The 15,489-nt window shown below is 70.9% G+C and carries 19 protein-coding genes; 7 read left to right on the plus strand and 12 right to left on the minus strand.

The genetic code is table 11. The annotated features are described in order from the left end of the window. Positions 1-31: 31 nt before the first annotated feature. Positions 32-889: a helix-turn-helix domain-containing protein gene (locus ACLLJJ_RS25090; protein WP_434595606.1), complete on the minus strand. Its 858-nt coding sequence runs from the start codon at positions 887-889 to the stop codon at positions 32-34. Positions 890-1,008: 119 nt separating this feature from the next. On the opposite strand from ACLLJJ_RS25090, the gene ACLLJJ_RS25095 reads away from it, so the two are divergent. Together ACLLJJ_RS25095 and ACLLJJ_RS25100 are read left to right on the plus strand one after the other, a co-directional pair. Then, positions 1,009-2,052, plus strand: coding sequence for an NAD(P)-dependent alcohol dehydrogenase (locus ACLLJJ_RS25095; RefSeq protein WP_434595608.1), 1,044 nt, complete (start codon positions 1,009-1,011; stop codon positions 2,050-2,052). A 110-nt stretch (positions 2,053-2,162) separates the two neighbouring features. Continuing rightward, positions 2,163-2,504 (plus strand): DUF1330 domain-containing protein, encoded by a 342-nt coding sequence (locus tag ACLLJJ_RS25100; RefSeq protein ID WP_434595610.1) that lies wholly within the window; start codon positions 2,163-2,165, stop codon positions 2,502-2,504. 7 nt (positions 2,505-2,511) lie between these two features. Here ACLLJJ_RS25100 and ACLLJJ_RS25105 read toward each other — a convergent pair whose 3' ends face one another. The 3 genes from ACLLJJ_RS25105 to ACLLJJ_RS25115 all read right to left on the minus strand — a co-directional run bounded on the left by ACLLJJ_RS25105 (position 2,512) and on the right by ACLLJJ_RS25115 (position 5,468). After that, positions 2,512-4,092 (minus strand): hypothetical protein, encoded by a 1,581-nt coding sequence (locus tag ACLLJJ_RS25105; RefSeq protein ID WP_434600514.1) that lies wholly within the window; start codon positions 4,090-4,092, stop codon positions 2,512-2,514. A 115-nt stretch (positions 4,093-4,207) separates the two neighbouring features. Continuing rightward, positions 4,208-4,603, minus strand: coding sequence for a hypothetical protein (locus ACLLJJ_RS25110; RefSeq protein WP_434595612.1), 396 nt, complete (start codon positions 4,601-4,603; stop codon positions 4,208-4,210). A gap of 37 nt (positions 4,604-4,640) precedes the next feature. After that, complete coding sequence (locus ACLLJJ_RS25115; RefSeq protein ID WP_434595614.1) at positions 4,641-5,468, minus strand: hypothetical protein; 828 nt, start codon at positions 5,466-5,468, stop codon at positions 4,641-4,643. A gap of 98 nt (positions 5,469-5,566) precedes the next feature. Here ACLLJJ_RS25115 and ACLLJJ_RS25120 point away from each other — a divergent pair, with 98 nt between their 5' ends. Then, on the plus strand, positions 5,567-5,992 hold the full coding sequence (locus tag ACLLJJ_RS25120) for a helix-turn-helix domain-containing protein (protein WP_434595616.1): 426 nt from the start codon (positions 5,567-5,569) through the stop codon (positions 5,990-5,992). Between the two features lie 96 nt (positions 5,993-6,088). On the opposite strand, the gene msrA is transcribed toward ACLLJJ_RS25120, so the two are convergent. Both msrA and ACLLJJ_RS25130 read right to left on the minus strand, forming a co-directional pair. Beyond that, complete coding sequence (msrA, locus tag ACLLJJ_RS25125) at positions 6,089-6,751, minus strand: peptide-methionine (S)-S-oxide reductase MsrA (RefSeq protein ID WP_434595618.1); 663 nt, start codon at positions 6,749-6,751, stop codon at positions 6,089-6,091. 97 nt (positions 6,752-6,848) lie between these two features. Continuing rightward, positions 6,849-7,952 carry a hypothetical protein gene (locus tag ACLLJJ_RS25130; RefSeq protein WP_434595620.1) on the minus strand — a complete coding sequence of 368 codons (1,104 nt, stop codon included), beginning with the start codon at positions 7,950-7,952 and terminating at the stop codon, positions 6,849-6,851. Between the two features lie 60 nt (positions 7,953-8,012). Here ACLLJJ_RS25130 and ACLLJJ_RS25135 point away from each other — a divergent pair, with 60 nt between their 5' ends. Beyond that, complete coding sequence (locus ACLLJJ_RS25135) at positions 8,013-9,158, plus strand: cystathionine gamma-synthase (protein WP_434595622.1); 1,146 nt, start codon at positions 8,013-8,015, stop codon at positions 9,156-9,158. Between the two features lie 85 nt (positions 9,159-9,243). Here ACLLJJ_RS25135 and ACLLJJ_RS25140 read toward each other — a convergent pair whose 3' ends face one another. The 4 genes from ACLLJJ_RS25140 to ACLLJJ_RS25155 are packed head-to-tail and all read right to left on the minus strand — an operon-like array spanning position 9,244 to position 10,853. Next, positions 9,244-9,435 (minus strand): DUF1059 domain-containing protein, encoded by a 192-nt coding sequence (locus tag ACLLJJ_RS25140; protein ID WP_434595624.1) that lies wholly within the window; start codon positions 9,433-9,435, stop codon positions 9,244-9,246. Between the two features lie 59 nt (positions 9,436-9,494). Then, positions 9,495-9,746 carry a hypothetical protein gene (locus ACLLJJ_RS25145; protein ID WP_434595626.1) on the minus strand — a complete coding sequence of 84 codons (252 nt, stop codon included), beginning with the start codon at positions 9,744-9,746 and terminating at the stop codon, positions 9,495-9,497. After that, the gene (locus tag ACLLJJ_RS25150; protein ID WP_434595628.1) at positions 9,743-10,270 is read right to left on the minus strand and encodes a sigma factor-like helix-turn-helix DNA-binding protein; all 528 of its coding nucleotides are present in this window, start codon (positions 10,268-10,270) and stop codon (positions 9,743-9,745) included. Before ACLLJJ_RS25150 ends, ACLLJJ_RS25145 begins: the two co-directional genes overlap by 4 nt. A gap of 52 nt (positions 10,271-10,322) precedes the next feature. Next, complete coding sequence (locus tag ACLLJJ_RS25155; RefSeq protein WP_434595630.1) at positions 10,323-10,853, minus strand: MarR family winged helix-turn-helix transcriptional regulator; 531 nt, start codon at positions 10,851-10,853, stop codon at positions 10,323-10,325. 147 nt (positions 10,854-11,000) lie between these two features. Between ACLLJJ_RS25155 and ilvA the strand changes: the two genes are divergently transcribed. From ilvA to ACLLJJ_RS25170, 3 genes are all read left to right on the plus strand, one after another. After that, positions 11,001-12,230, plus strand: coding sequence for a threonine ammonia-lyase (gene ilvA / locus ACLLJJ_RS25160; protein WP_434595632.1), 1,230 nt, complete (start codon positions 11,001-11,003; stop codon positions 12,228-12,230). Between the two features lie 202 nt (positions 12,231-12,432). Further along, positions 12,433-13,413, plus strand: coding sequence for an ATP-binding cassette domain-containing protein (locus ACLLJJ_RS25165; RefSeq protein ID WP_434595633.1), 981 nt, complete (start codon positions 12,433-12,435; stop codon positions 13,411-13,413). Continuing rightward, the gene (locus ACLLJJ_RS25170; protein WP_434595635.1) at positions 13,410-14,270 is read left to right on the plus strand and encodes an ABC transporter permease; all 861 of its coding nucleotides are present in this window, start codon (positions 13,410-13,412) and stop codon (positions 14,268-14,270) included. Before ACLLJJ_RS25165 ends, ACLLJJ_RS25170 begins: the two co-directional genes overlap by 4 nt. An 81-nt stretch (positions 14,271-14,351) precedes the next feature. Here ACLLJJ_RS25170 and greA read toward each other — a convergent pair whose 3' ends face one another. Then, on the minus strand, positions 14,352-14,849 hold the full coding sequence (gene greA / locus ACLLJJ_RS25175; RefSeq protein ID WP_434595636.1) for a transcription elongation factor GreA: 498 nt from the start codon (positions 14,847-14,849) through the stop codon (positions 14,352-14,354). A 142-nt stretch (positions 14,850-14,991) separates the two neighbouring features. Beyond that, positions 14,992-15,411, minus strand: coding sequence for a DUF4307 domain-containing protein (locus ACLLJJ_RS25180; RefSeq protein WP_434595637.1), 420 nt, complete (start codon positions 15,409-15,411; stop codon positions 14,992-14,994). Positions 15,412-15,489: the final 78 nt, after the last annotated feature.

Here is a 15,489-nt window from a genome sequence, read left to right on the forward strand (position 1 = left end):
CCGTTCGCGTACCCGTCGTGCCCGGCCTCCCTCAGCCCCTGGGCGTCCGTACCTCCGCGTCCGTGCCCCAACTCGCGAGCAGCCGCAGGGACTCCTGCGAGGGCGAGCCGGGCTCGGCGTGGAAAGTGACCAGGGACTGTTCGGGGTCGTCGGGCAGCCGGAGCGTCTCGTACGACAGGGTCAGCTCGCCCACCAGCGGGTGATGCAGCCGCTTCGTGCCGTGCCCCTTGTCCTTCACATGGTGCGCCGCCCACTGGCTCCTGAACTCCTCGCTCTTCACCGACAGTTCGCCGACGAGCGCCGAGAGCAGTGGATCGTCCGGATGGAGGCCGGCGTCCATCCGCAGATAGCTGACCACCTCGCACGCCTTGATCTCCCAGTCGAGGTACAGGTCCTTCGAGTTGGGGTCGAGGAAGATCAACCGGGCGGTGTTGCGCTCCGCGGCCGGCAGTGAGGCGAAGTCGCCGAGCAGGGCGCGCGCGAGGCGGTTCCCGCCGAGGATGTCCGTGCGCCGACCCACCACGTACGCCGGCACGCCCTCCATCGCGTCCATCAGCTGCTGGATCGCGGTCCGCAGACGCTGCGGACGCGCCGCGCGCCTCTTCTTGGGCGTCGGCTTCGCGAGATGGGTGAGGTGGTCGGTCTCGGCGTCGGAGAGCCGCAGGGCGCGGGCGATGGCGTCGAGTACCTCGGTGGACACATTGCGGCCGTTGCCCTGTTCCAGCCGGGTGTAGTACGCGACGGACACACCCGCCAGCTGCGCCAGCTCCTCGCGGCGCAGGCCAGGCACCCGGCGGTGCCTGCCGAAGTCGGGCAGGCCCACGTCCTCGGGCTTGAGCCGCGCCCGACGGGACCGGAGGAACTCACTCAATTCGGCGCGCTGATCCATAGCACCCCAGTATTCACCGTGCGCGGAAACTGAGCCTGTCCCCGCCAGTGGTACGCACGCCAGACGTAGGCACAACAGGGGGCTGGGTGAATGTTCCCAGCTCAGGCAGGGTGGATGGCATGACCACTTCTGTTGCCGCATACGCCGCTCCCGCCCCCAAGGCCCCGCTGGAGCGCACCACCGTGCCGCTCCGCCCGGTCGGCGAGCACGACGTACTGATCGATATCAAGTTCGCCGGAATCTGTCACTCGGACATTCACCAGGCCCGCGACGGCTGGGGCGAAGGCATCTTCCCGATGGTGCCCGGCCACGAGATCGCCGGCATCGTCACCGAGGTCGGCCCCGGCGTCACCAAGTTCGCCGTCGGCGACCGCGCGGGCGTCGGCTGCATGGTCGACTCCTGCCGTGAGTGCGACAACTGCAAGGCCGGCCTGGAGCAGTACTGCAAGGCCGGCAACGTCGGCACGTACAACGCGATCGGCAAGGACGGCGAGCCGACGTACGGCGGCTACCGCAGCCACATCGTCGTCGACGAGAACTACACCCTGCACATCCCCGAGGGCATCGCCCTGGACGTCGCCGCGCCGCTGCTGTGCGCCGGCATCACCCTCTACTCGCCGCTGGCCCACTGGAACGCGGGCCCCGGCAAGAAGGTCGCCATCGTCGGCCTGGGCGGCCTCGGCCACATGGGCGTGCAGATCGCGCACGCGCTGGGCGCCGAGGTGACCGTGCTCAGCCAGTCGCTGCGCAAGAAGGACGACGGCCTGAAGCTGGGCGCCGACCACTACTACGCGACCAGCGACGAGGCAACCTTCGAGGCCCTCACGGGCACCTTCGACCTGATCGTCTCCACCGTGTCCGCGCCGCTGCCGCTGGACAAGTACCTGGGCCTGCTGAAGACGGACGGCGCGTTCGTGAACGTGGGCGCCCCCGAGGAGCCCGTCTCGCTCAACCTCTTCTCCGTCATCGGCGGCCGCAAGACCCTCGCGGGCTCGGGCATCGGCGGCATCCAGGAGACCCAGGAGATGCTGGACTTCTGCGCGCAGCACGGTCTTGGCGCGGAGATCGAGCTGATCAGCGCGAGCGAGATCAACGAGGCGTACGAGCGCGTGCTCACCAGTGACGTGCGCTACCGCTTCGTGATCGACAACGCGACGATCTGACCGGCACTGCTCCAGTGACCGCGTTACCCGCATTACCTGGGACGTAATCGACGCTCATGGCTCCTCCCGGCAGGATCGGCAGCACACCAGCCACTGCCGGGAGGAACACCATGAGCGCGTACGCCGTCGGTCACCTGAAGCCCGCAGCCCAGCACGAAGAGATCTTCGAGTACATGGAGCGCATCCAGGCCACCCTCGACCTCTTCGGTGGCCACTTCCTCGTCCACGGCACGGAGGTCGAGGTCCGCGAGGGCGACTGGCCCGGCTACCTGGTCGTCATCGGCTTCCCGGACCTGGAGCAGGCGCGTGCCTGGTACGACTCCGACGCCTACCAGGAGATCGTGCCGCTGCGCACCCGGCACATCACCGGCGCGGTGGTCCTGGCCGACGGGGTGGCGCCGGGTTACGACGCGGCGCACACGGCGGCGGCGCTACGTGCGCTCGCGGTGTGACCGGAACTCACGGGGATTCGCAGCCCACTTCGTCCCGGGGCAGCCGATACGCCGAGTCCAGCCGGTACGTCCCGCCCTTCGGCACGGTCAGCCGGGTCCATTCGCCGTCCTGCCGCAGGCACGCCCCCTTGGCGCGCAGCCACGGCGAGTGCGCGACCCGCACCGTCACCGACCCGGCCGCCGGCATCCGTACGACCAGGTCGGCGTCACTGCCCCGCACGACCGTGCCAGGCCGGGACACCAGCGGCGTCGCGTTCTTGACCCGGTAGACCGTCCAGCCGTCGTCCCGCCACACCTGCTCCAGCCACTCGGGTCCGCTCCGCACGAGCGCGGCCTCGGCCTCGGCGGGCCCGTCCGGCCTCCCGTGGTGCAGCACGACCAGGCCGACGGCCCAGCGGTCCAGCCACTGCCGGTACGTCGCCGGGGTCAGGGACCCGTCGTAGAAGAGCCGCCCGCGCTCGACGTCGAGCTGCCGGTTCCAGCCACGGGCCATGTTCACGTGCGGGGCGAGCGCGGTGGCCTCGCGGTGGTTGCGGGCGGGGACGACCTCGACGCGGGTACGGTCGGCGCCGAGCCGGGCCAGCTCCCGTACGACACCGTCGGTGCCGGCGGCCCAGGCGGGCACGGTGTTGGAGACGCCGAGGTCCTCGACGGTCTTGCCCACCAGCCAGTTGGCGGAGAACACCAGGGCGACGACCAGCACCAGGCGCCGGACCCGGGCGCGGCCCTTGGCTCCGTGGCTCTCGGCGCCGTGGTCCTCCGCGCCGTGGTCCTCGGCCAGGGCGGCGGCGAGCAGCACGGGCAGCGCGATCAGCCCGAACAGCCGCTCCACGTTGGTGCCGATGGGCGAAGGGATCAGGAAGGTCAGGACGACCCCGAGGGCGTACACCAGGGCCCCGAACCGCACGGTCCGCCAGCCGCGTCCTGGCGGGGCGGCGAACACCACGGCGGCGCAGACGAACAGTGGCATCCACAGCCGTCCCGATGCCATGGGTTGCTCTCCCTGGAAGGGAAAGAGCAGGGAGGTGGTCCCGACCACGACGAAGAACGGCACGACGAGGGCGGCGCCCTTCCGCCACTCCCGTTGCAGCAGATACGCGGTCCCGACCACCACGAGAAAGAGCCCGGCGACCGGGCTGGCCATGGTGGCGAGCGCCCCCGCCACGACGGCGACGACGGTGCGGCGCGCGTACAGGCAGGCGATCAGCCCGATGGCGACGCCGAGGGTGAAGGTCGTACGCCCGGAGGCGATGTTGCACCACAGGGTGAGCGACGCGAGGACGGCGGGCCACAGGGCGTACCGCACCCCGCTCCGCGCGAACAGCAGGGCCAGCAGCCAGGTCCCGACGAGCCCGGCGGCGACGGACACGGTCCGCACGCCGAAGACGGCCATCAAGTGGGGTGCGATCAGGCTGTAGTTGGCGGTGTGGGTGCCGCCGTACCAGGACAGGTTGTACGCGGCGTCCGGGTGTCGCGAGGTGAACCCCGTCCAGGCGAACTGCGCGGCGAGATCCCCACCGCCGGTGGCGAGCACGGCGGCCCACAGGACGTACAACGGCAGAACGACGGCGACAGCGACGAGCGGCACGTACTCCCGCCGCCACCACGGCACGACGACCTGGCCGCCGGGCTCGCTCCTTCCGCCCCCGCGTATGCCCTTGCGTATGCGCAGATTTCCGCTGATCGCCGCCACGGGCGCAACTCTAAGCGGCGGGGGCCGCCCGGCTCACGGTGACATGTTCCACGGGTGGCCAGGCGGCGAACGGCTCCTCCTCGTACGAGTGGATCTCCAGGTACGAGAGCATCCCGCCGGCCACGAAGAGCAGTACCCCGCCACACCGCCCGTCGGGGGCGAGGACGTCCCCTTCGGCGACGGGCGATCCCACGACCTCGGCGGCCGGCGCGTTCGCCGGATCGACCACGGCAAGCGAAAGGCTCGCGCACCCGCAACCACACCCTCCGGCTACCCGCGCATACGGCACCTGCGCCCGCAACGCGGCGAACCCGGGCCGGTCCTGGGCGAGCAGGGCGGTCAGGACGGCGAGGGCATGGGACGGGAGGGCGTCGCCCGGTTCAGTGTCACCTGGTTCATGCGGCACGGCTGATCATTCCTCCCGTTCGCCACCGCCGGTGGCCTCAGAGCGACGGTCGCAGCCGGTGGATCCGGTCGAGGTCCCCGGTGAGCAGGTCCTCGTGACTGATCGCGAAGTCGCCGTTGGGCAGGGCCTGTTCGCCGAAGTGCGTGCCCACGACGGTGGCCGGGAGGAATTCCCGCAACTGGTCGCGCAGGCCCGGTCCGTAGTCGACCGGCGAGCCCCACCCGTCCGGCGCCTCGTCGCTGGCGAAGAGCACCCAGTGGTCCACGGGCACGTCCGCGCCCAGGTCGGGCGGTGCGCCGGTGTGGCAGTCCAGCGCGGGGAGGACGAGCCGGTCGGGGTCGGTCGGCGGGTACCACATGAGCAGCGGCTTCGCCTGCGCGGCCTGGGCGTTGTCGAAGCAGCACACGGCGATGGCGTGGCCCGGGTAGTGGGCGGCGTAGAACTCCAGCAGCCGGGGGGCGAGGCGCGGGCGCCTGCGGTACGGGACCTGGGCGAGCGCGCCGTGGATCAGGGCCGGGTCGGAGGCGAGCAGCACGGTGTAGATGTCGTGGTCGAACACCTCGACGGCCGACAGGGGTTCCCGGCTCATCCAGTCCATGCCGTCGCCTGCGGCGTCGGCGGAAACCGGCCTGACGGCGTCCACCATGCGGCTGAGAATGTCGGAACTGTGCCCCGCCGAAAGGAAGTTGCCCCGGGTCATCCGTGATGTGGGCAGATGCAGCAGCATGGCGTTGGGGCCGTCCGCGAGGTTGGTCGCGGTGTTCTGGTAGCCCAGGACATGGATCAGCCCGTGCTCGGCGTGCCGCCGGCGGCCCACGTACAGGGTGGTGCCGGAGAACTCGGCCTGATCCATGGAGACGCACATGGGGCCAAGTTACGCGCTGACGCCCTCGCGCCGCCCCGTGATTTCACCGGTGGCGGAACGCCACACCCGCCCGGCCGGAACGCTCCTACCCTGGGCAGGTGACCAGCCACGTACCGAACGAAGCCCGCGTCGTCGTCCCCCTGCGCCCGGCCGCACCGGCCCAGGCACCGGCACCCAAGGAACCCCTCTGGCGGGACGTCGTCGGCAGCGCCCTGCGCCGCGAGCGCCTCGCGCAGGGGCGCACGCTCAAGGACGTGTCCGAAGAGGCCCGCATCTCGATGCCCTACCTCTCCGAGCTGGAGCGCGGCCACAAGGAGGCGTCCTCGGAGATCTTGGCCGCCGCCGCCCAAGCCCTCGGCCTGAACCTGGCGGACCTCCTGGCCCTGGGCCAGGCCGAACTGCTCCACCTCGACCGGGTCAGGGTGGCCAGGCCCGCCCCCACCCGCCTCACCAGCACCCGCCACCGCAAGGGCTCCGGGTCACGGCCGAACGCGCACCTGGGCGAGGTGCGGATGGCCGCGTGAAGGCGTGAAGGCGTGAAGGCGTGAAGGCGTGACGGCTTGACGGCGTGCCGCTTGATCGCCCGTCGGCAGCCCCGCTGCCGACGTTCGCGCTTCGTGTCAGCCCTCGGCCTTCGCGACGCCGATCGGGCAGCTCACGCCCGTCCCGCCGATCCCGCAGTAGCCCGCCGGGTTCTTGTCGAGGTACTGCTGGTGGTACGGCTCCGCCGGCCAGAATGCGCGACCCTCCGCCGGGAGGACCTCCGTCGTGATCGTGCCGTGCCGCGCGCCCGTCAGGACCTGCTGGTACGCCTCGCGCGACGCCTCCACGGCCGCCAGCTGGGCGGGGGAGTGGGTGTAGATCGCCGAGCGGTACTGGGTGCCCACGTCGTTGCCCTGGCGGAAGCCCTGGGTCGGGTTGTGGGACTCCCAGAAGACCTTCAGGAGCTGCTCGTACGAGACGGCCGTCGGGTCGAAGACGACACGCACCGCCTCCGTGTGGCCGGTCACGCCCGCACAGACTTCCTCGTACGCCGGATTCTCGGTGTAGCCGCCCTGGTAGCCGACGAGGGTCGTCCAGACACCCGGCGTCTCCCAGAACTTGCGCTCGGCGCCCCAGAAACAGCCCATCGCGAAGTCGGCGACCTCGAAGCCCTCCGGGTACGGGCCGGCCAGCGGGTTCCCGAGGACGGTGTGCCGGGAGGGGACCTGGAATTCCGGGGTGGAGCGGCCCTTCAGGGCCTGCTCGGGGGTGGGGAGCTGGGGGGTACGGCCGAACATCATGCGGGTCTCCTCCTTGGACGGTCTACGCCTCGACGTCAACGCATCGAGGGGGCCGGAGATTCCAGCCCTCTCCCCCGGAGCCCCGCGCGGGGCCCTCTCACCCCAGCAGCTTCGCCGGGCTCCCGCCGTTGGCCTCGTAGCCCGCCACCGCCAGCGCGCGGTACACCGCGTACTCCGCCGCCGGGTCCTGGTCGTGGGTCCAGGGCAGGGCGCCCACGTGGCCGTCCACGTGCTGGAGCTCGTTCATCGCCTCCGACCAGCGCTCCGAGCGGACCAGGAAGAGGATCAGCAGGTGGCGTACGTGTGCGAGCATCGGGTCGCCCTGGCGGGCCGCGTGCACCGCGAACAGTGCGCCCTCCATCGCCGTCGACACCACCGCGCTCCGGTAGAAGCCCTGCACCAGATTGACCTCGGGCAGGTGCTCGTACACCGCGAAGAGCGGCAGCGCGGCGAGCAGCGAGCCCTGCGGGGCGCGGGCCGCCGCCGTCGTGGCGAAGGTGTCGGCCGAGGCGCGCGAGCCGTGCCACTTCTCGCTGCGGTAGCTCAGCGCCGCCAGGTGCGCGCCCATGTGCGCGGGCGCGCGGTCCATCACCTTGGCCCACAGCAGGTCGAACTCCGGCTCGGTGTCACCCAGTCCGCGTGCGACGGCCAGTTCGACGATGTACGGGATCGGGTCGCCCGGCGCCAGCAGCGCCGCCTCGCCGCACACCGTACGGGCCTCCTCCAGGATGATCCGGAAGTCGTCCGTGCCGGGCGTCGACGTGCGCCACGCCTGCTGGACCAGGAACTCGGCGTGCACCGCCGCGCCGCCCGCGTCCTTCGGTGCCTCGGCCCGCCAGCTCCGCAGCCAGCGCCCGCCCTCCCCGGGGCGCCGCGCCAGCTCCAGCGAAGCCGCGCCGGCGAAGGCCTGCACGCGCTGCCAGCGCGCCTCGCTGTCCTTCGCCGTCCCGGCGAGCAACTGCGCGGCGGCCTGCCAGCCCTGCGTGGACTGCACCACGTCCAGTACGTCCTCCAGGTCCTGGTCGGCTCCGGGCATCCGGATGTCCAGCTCCTCCTGGCGTACGAAGTCGTAGTTGGCGGGGTCGGCGGCGTCGGGTGAGCCGGGCGCGACCAGCCGGATGCCGCCGCGCCCGCGCAGTGCGAGAGGACCGATGACCGCCGCCAGCATGCACATGGCGATCAAGAACCAGAGAATCTCCATACCCCCATTGTCCCCGGACCGCGACGGCTCCGGCACGGGAACGAACTACGCTCGGATCCCATGACCGACCAGCACAGCTTTGAGACCCTCGCCATCCACGCGGGCAACACCGCGGACCCCCTCACGGGCGCGGTTGTCCCGCCGATCTATCAGGTGTCCACGTACAAGCAGGACGGTGTGGGCGGCCTGCGCGGAGGATACGAGTACAGCCGCAGCGCCAACCCGACCCGCAGCGCCCTGGAAGAGAACCTCGCGGCGCTGGAGGGCGGCCGGCGCGGGCTCGCCTTCGCGTCCGGGCTCGCGGCCGAGGACTGCCTGCTGCGGGCGCTCCTCGCCCCCGGTGACCATGTGGTCATCCCCAATGACGCGTACGGCGGCACGTTCCGGCTCTTCGCCAAGGTCGTTTCGCGCTGGGGCGTGGAGTTCTCCGTCGCGGACACCTCCGACCCGGCAGCGGTACGGGCCGCCGTCACCCCGCGCACCAAGGTGATCTGGGTCGAGACCCCGTCGAACCCGCTCCTGGGCATCACGGACATCGCCGCCGTCGCGGACATCGCCCGCACCGCCGGTGCGCGTCTCGTCGTCGACAACACCTTCGCCAGCCCCTACCTCCAGCAGCCCCTCGCCCTCGGCGCGGACATCGTCGTGCACTCCACGACCAAGTACATGGGCGGCCACTCCGACGTCGTCGGCGGCGCGCTGATCGCCAACGACCCGGGGCTGGCCGAGGAGTTGGCGTACCACCAGAACGCGATGGGCGCGATCTCCGGGCCGTTCGACGCCTGGCTCGTGCTGCGCGGCATCAAGACCCTCGCGGTCCGAATGGACCGGCACAGCGAGAACGCGACCCGCGTCGCGGACATGCTGACCAGCCACCCGAAGGTGACGCAGGTCCTCTACCCGGGCCTGCCCGAGCACCCGGGCCACGAGACCGCCGCCAAGCAGATGAAGGCCTTCGGCGGCATGGTGTCCTTCCGGATCAAGGGCGGCGAGGAGGCCGCGGTCGAGGTCTGCAACCGCGCGAAGCTCTTCACGCTCGGCGAGTCCCTGGGCGGCGTCGAGTCGCTGATCGAGCACCCGGGCCGCATGACGCACGCGTCGGTGGCCGGCTCCGCGCTGGAGGTGCCCGCGGACCTGGTGCGGCTCTCGGTGGGCATCGAGTCGGGCGACGACCTGCTGGCGGACCTCAAGCAGGCGCTGGGCTAGAGCGCGACTCCGGCAGACGCTGGGAAAAGCCCCCGGACCGGGCGGTGTGTGCCCGGTCCGGGGGCTTTTCCCGGTCGGGCCCGGTTCAGGCGCCGGCCTGTTCGTCCTCCAGGGAGGCTCGGATCTGCTGGCGCAGCTCCGGGCTGTCCTGATGCCGGTGGACGGAGACCGCGTGCTCACCGGCGGCCCGTACGACTTCCTCCTCCTCGCCGGAGATAGAGAGGGTGCAGTCCGTCTCGCTGGGGAAATTCCGGCAGTCGGCGACTTTCCTGGTCATGGTGACCTCCTCGGCTCGTTCTGCACGCCCCCATCCAGGATAGATCCGTGCGAACAGGCCTAAAAGCCCTCCAGGGGCGGCGTCGTCATGGACGGCGGCGACACCCAGGGCTGCTCCACCGACACCCACACCACGAACGCCACTATCACCGTCATCAGCAGGACCCACATCAGCCGCCGGGCCACCACATTGCGCCGCAGCAGCCGCTCCCCGCGCTCCGCGGCCCGCGCGCCGAGGCCGGCGGGGACCGGCGGGTGCGCGCCGTCCAGCATCCGCCGCACCTCGTCCTCCTTGCGGTCCGGCAGGCTCATGGCGTCGCCACCCGGGGGAGCGGGGCCGCGGGTCTCGGCGGCTTGCTGCGCAACGTGGTGACCGCGCGCGAGCAGATCGCGTGGACCCGCGCCACCGGCAGCCCGATCTGCGCCGCCGTCTGCTCCTCGGCGACGCCCTCGTAGAGGCGCAGCACCAGGACCAGCCGTTCCCTGGGGGACAGGCGTTCCAGCACGCCCCCACCGCCGGTCCGCCGCGGGGCGGCCCACGGGAGCGCCCGGCCCCCCGCGGCCCCCCAGTGGTGATAGCGCCACGCGCCGCGCGCGAAGCGGGCCGCGAGCTCCTGGCGGGTGTGGTCGTACGGGTCCTCGCCGCGCAGCCGCTCCCACTCCGCGTACGTACGGGAGAGGGCGGCCGTGAGCAGCCGCCTGGCACGGACGTTGTGCTCGGGCGCCTCGCCGGTGAGCAGCGTGGCCGCATGCAGCAGACGCCCGGCCGCGCCCGCGACGTATGCGTCGAACTCCCGGGCCCGGCGGCGCTGTTGGTCTGCAGGCCGATCTCGCACGGTGCCTCCCGTCGCCCCGTGCCCTCATATCAGGCCAGGGACGGGGCCCGGGTCAAGAGGTCGGCGGCACCTCGGTGTCCGCGTCCGGGTTCCCGGAGTCCGCCGACGCCGCGCTCTGGCGGGCGGACAGTGCCGAATTGAAGCGCGTCAGGAGCGTGCAGAAGGAGTCGCGCTCCTCCTGGCTCCACCCGTCCGTCACCTGGGCCATCAGCTCGCGGCGCGAGGACCGCACCTCGTCGAGTCTGGCCTGGCCGCGCGGCGACAGCTGGAGCACGACCGCACGGCCGTCCTCGGGGTGCGATGTGCGCTTGACCAGGCCGGTGTCGACGAGCGGCGCGACCTGCCTGGTCACGGTCGAGGAGTCGATCCCCATGCCGGCGGCGAGCGCCTTGACGCCCATCGGGCCCTCCAGGTCGAGCCGGTTCAGCAGCAGGTAGGCGGCGCGGTCCATCGAGTTGCGGACCTGGCCCACGCCACCGAGCCGGGTCTGCTCGGCGCGACGGGCGAAAACGGCCACCTGGTGCTGGAGGGCATCGAGGAGGCCGGTGTCCGGATCAGTCGTCATGTCCTGGGAAGTGGGCATGGCTGGGGGCTCTCTTCGTGCGGCGGTCGGTTCAGGTGGGGGACAGAGTACGCGGATGGGAGCGGACGCGTACCGGCGCTGCGCAAACCGATACCAGGGCCTGGACCGGAACGGCCGTGAGACCCGTGAGCTGCAATGCTTGCTGTCATGAGCTTCCGTACGTCCGACCCCTTGCGCACCGTCATCCTCGACGACATCCGGGGCGCGCAGAAGATGCTCTCCGGTGTGGCCAGAACGACCGCGATGGAGGGCAGCAGGCACCTGTCGCGGCTGGTCGGCTCCCCGGTCCACTTCAAGTGCGAGAACCTCCAGCGCACCGGCTCCTTCAAGCTGCGCGGCGCGTACGTACGGATCGCCGGGCTGTCCCCGGAGGAGCGCGCGGCCGGCGTCGTCGCCGCCAGCGCGGGCAACCACGCGCAGGGCGTCGCCCTCGCCTCCTCCCTCCTCGGGGTGCGCTCCACCGTCTTCATGCCGGTCGGGGCGCCGCTGCCGAAGGTCGCCGCGACCCGCGAGTACGGCGCCGAGGTGCGGATGCACGGCCAGGTGGTCGACGAGACGCTGGCCGCCGCCCAGGACTACGCGGAGAAGACGGGCGCGGTCTTCACCCACCCCTTCGACCACCCGGACATCATCGCGGGGCAGGGCACGGTCGGCCTGGAGATCCTCGAACAGTGCCCCGAGGTACGGACGATCGTCGTCGGCGTGGGCGGCGGCGGGCTCGCCGCGGGCATCGCGGTCGCGGTCAAGCTGCTGCGCCCCGATGTGCGGATCATCGGCGTACAGGCCCAGGGGGCGGCCTGTTATCCGCCGTCGCTGGCCGCCGGGCGGCCGGTGTCGGTCGACGCGCTCCAGACGATGGCGGACGGCATCAAGGTGGGGCGGCCGGGCGACGTGCCGTTCGCGATCGTCAGGGAGCTGCTCGACGACGTCGTCACGGTCTCCGAGGACGAGCTGTCGAGCGCGCTGCTGCTCTGCCTGGAGCGGGCCAAGATGGTCGTCGAACCGGCCGGGGCGAGCCCGGTCGCGGCGCTGCTGAGCCGCCCGGAGGCCTTCGAGGGGCCGGTGGTCGCGGTGCTGTCGGGCGGCAATGTCGACCCGCTGCTGATGCAGCGCATCCTGACCCACGGCATGGCGGCGGCGGGCCGCTACCTGTCGCTGCGGCTGCGCCTGACCGACCGGCCCGGGGCGTTGGCGACGCTCCTGGGGTCGCTGTCGGTGGTGGACGCGAATGTGCTGGATGTGAGTCACGTACGGACCGATCCGCGCCTGGGGCTCACGGAGGCGGAGGTGGAGCTGCACTTGGAGACCAAGGGCCCGGAGCACTGCGCGGAGGTCAGGTCGGCGTTGCGCGAGGCGGGATACACGGTGATGTCCTGAGGCCGGCCCACGCCGGACTTCCAGGTTTCGCCGAACACCTCCCCTGACGCGATGTATCGCGTTACGGTGTCTCCCTCGTTGTCGCTCCACGCGGTTTCACCGCGCGAGAGCTCCTGCGCAAACCTAAAATTCGCGTAGGACCCAGGACACCGGACGCAGGACCACCGACGCAGGACAGCACCCGAAACCTTGGGGGACCCTCATGCCAGGCGCCATCTACGCCGAAGGCCTGGTGAAGACCTTCGGCGACGTAAAGGCCCTCGACGGCGTTGATCTCGACGTCCCGGAGGGCACGGTCCTGGGGCTGCTCGGCCCCAATGGCGCCGGCAAGACCACCGCGGTACGCGTGTTGACGACGCTGCTGCGGCCCGACAGCGGCAAGGCGGTGGTGGCCGGCATCGACGTCCTCAAGCACCCCAACGAAGTACGCCGTTCGATCGGGCTCTCGGGCCAGTTCGCCGCGGTCGACGAATACCTCACGGGCCGCGAGAACCTGCAAATGGTCGCCAGGCTCTACCAGATCTCCGCGAAGGACGCGAAGAGGCGGGCCGGCGAGCTGCTGGAGCGCTTCCACCTCAGCGACGCGGCCGACCGCATGGCCAAGACCTACTCCGGCGGCATGCGCCGCCGTCTGGACCTCGCGGCGGCGCTGGTCGTCAGCCCGCCGGTGATGTTCATGGACGAGCCGACCACAGGGCTCGACCCGCGCAACCGCCAGGAGCTGTGGGAAGTCATCCAGGAACTGGTCGCGGGCGGTACGACGCTGCTGCTCACCACCCAGTACCTCGAAGAGGCCGACCACCTGGCGCACGACATCTGCGTCATCGACCACGGCCGGGTCATCGCCCGCGGCACCTCGGACCAGCTCAAGGCCCAGACCGGCGGTGAGCGCATCGAGCTCGTCGTGCACGAGCGGGAGCACCTCGCCACCGCCGACGAGGTGCTGCGCGCCTTCGGCAAGGGCGAGGGCAAGATCGAGCAGCACACCCGCAAGCTCATCGTGCCGGTCTCGGGCGGCGCCAAGCTGCTCGCCGAGGTCATCCGTGAACTGGACGCCCGCGGTGTGGAGATCGACGACATCGGCCTGCGCAGGCCGACCCTCGACGACGTCTTCATCTCGCTGACCGGCCATGTGGCCGAGGTCGCGGAAGACGAGACGGCAGCGACGGAGGTCACCAAGTGAGTGCCGCAACGGACACCGTGGCCAACACCAGGGCTCCGCGGTCGGGCGGTGGCATCGTCCAGTCGATCACCGACTCGCTCGTCATCGCCAAGCGCAACCTGATCCGCATGATGCGCATCCCCGAGATGGTCATCTTCGGGCTGATCCAGCCGATCATGTTCGTGGTGCTGTTCACGTACGTCTTCGGCGGCTCGATCCAGGTCGGCGGCAGCACCAGCCCCGCCGCCTACCGCGAGTTCCTGATGGCGGGCATCTTCGCGCAGACCGTCACCTTCGCCACCGCAGGTGCGGGCGCGGGCATCGCGGACGACATGCACAAGGGCCTCATCGACCGCTTCAGGTCGCTGCCCATGGCGCGCGGCGCGGTCCTCACCGGCCGGACGCTCGCCGACCTGGTGCAGACCGCGCTCACCCTGGTCGTCCTCGCGGTCGTCGCGCTGATCATCGGCTGGCGCACCCACGAGAACATCGGCAAGGTGCTGGCCGGGTTCGCCCTGCTGCTCCTGCTCGGGTACGCGTTCTCCTGGATCGGCGCCCTGATCGGCCTCTCGGTCCGCACCCCCGAGGCGGCCACCTCGGGCGGTCTGATCTGGCTCTTCCCGCTGACGTTCATCTCGAACGCCTTCGTCGACGCCAACCAGATGCCGTCGTTCCTGAGGCACATCGCCGAGTGGAACCCGTTCAGCGCCACCGTGCAGGCCTGCCGCGAGCTCTTCGGCAATCTGCCACCGGGCTTCCAGGCGGCCGACGCCTGGCCGATGCAGCACCCCGTCTGGGCCTCGCTGCTCTGGTCGGTCCTCATCATCGTGGTCTTCCGGACCCTGGCGGTCCGCAAGTACCGCAACGCGACCGCCTGAGAGCGCCCCGCGCGCACGACGAAGCCCCCGGCCGATTCCAGACGGCCGGGGGCTTCCTCGTACGCGGCGCCGGAGGGCGGCTCAGCCCTTGTACGGCGTGGCTTCGAGGATCTTCACCGAGGCCCTCTTGCCGTTCGGCATCTCGTACTCCGCGTCGTCGCCGACCTTCTTGCCGGTCACGCCGGTGCCCAGCGGGGACTGCGGCGAGTACGTCTCGACCTTGGAGCTCGCGTACTCGCGGGAGGCGAGCAGGAAGGTCATCGTGTCGTCCTCGTCACCGTCGAAGGCGATCTTGACGACCATGCCGGGCGCCACCACACCGCCGGCCGCCGGGGCCTCGCCGACCTTCGCGCTCTCCAGGAGCTGGGTCAGCTGGCGCACCCGAAGCTCCTGCTTGCCCTGCTCCTCCTTGGCGGCGTGGTAGCCGCCGTTCTCCTTCAGGTCACCTTCTTCGCGGGCCGCCGAGATCTTTGCCACGACCTCGGTACGCGCGGGACCCGACAGGTACTCCAGCTCGGCCCGGAGCTGGTCGTAAGCCTCCTGGGTCAGCCAGGTGACGCTCTCGCTGGTCTGGGTCACAGGTGCTCCTCGTAGGTACTGGGAATACAAAGCAACGCCCTACCCAGAAGCATGTGCCTCCACGGGCGGGCGAAACCACGAGCCTAACAATTCCGTCGGACAAGGGGGAGGAAAATCCCCGTCAGAGGAACAACAACGCAGGTCAGCCCGTAGAACCGGAGTCGGCCGTGCAGCCTGTCAGTTCCGTGCTGGTCGCCCTGGACGTCGTACGCACCGGGTAGATCTCGTCGATGCGTTCGGTCGACTTCTGGCCGATCCGGACGTCCCTGCGGCCCACCTCGGCGCCGTTCTCCGCGATGGATCGCAGCGTGCAGGTGCCGGTCGCGTCCGCGTCCTTGCGCACCTCAAGGTGCACCTTGACCTCGGTGTCCGAAACCGTGTCGAACTTGATGACCTCGGCGCTTATCCTCTGACCGGCGATGTAGTCGTAACCGAACCAGCCGATCATCGCGAGGAACAGGGCGCCGAGCACCGCGCCGGCGATCTTGAGCTTGCGATCCGCGCGCTGATCCGCGGAGCGGCCGTAGCGGCTCTCGGGGAGGCCTTCGCGTACCGCAGTCATGATCGTTCCTCCTGTGTAGGGGACACCTCGGGGGCACCTCGGGGCCCCCGGAATTTTCCGCCCCCCGATTCGGTCACT

Origin of the sequence: Streptomyces sp. A5-4 (assembly GCF_051131715.1) — a bacterium.
In the GTDB taxonomy this organism is placed as follows: domain Bacteria; phylum Actinomycetota; class Actinomycetes; order Streptomycetales; family Streptomycetaceae; genus Streptomyces.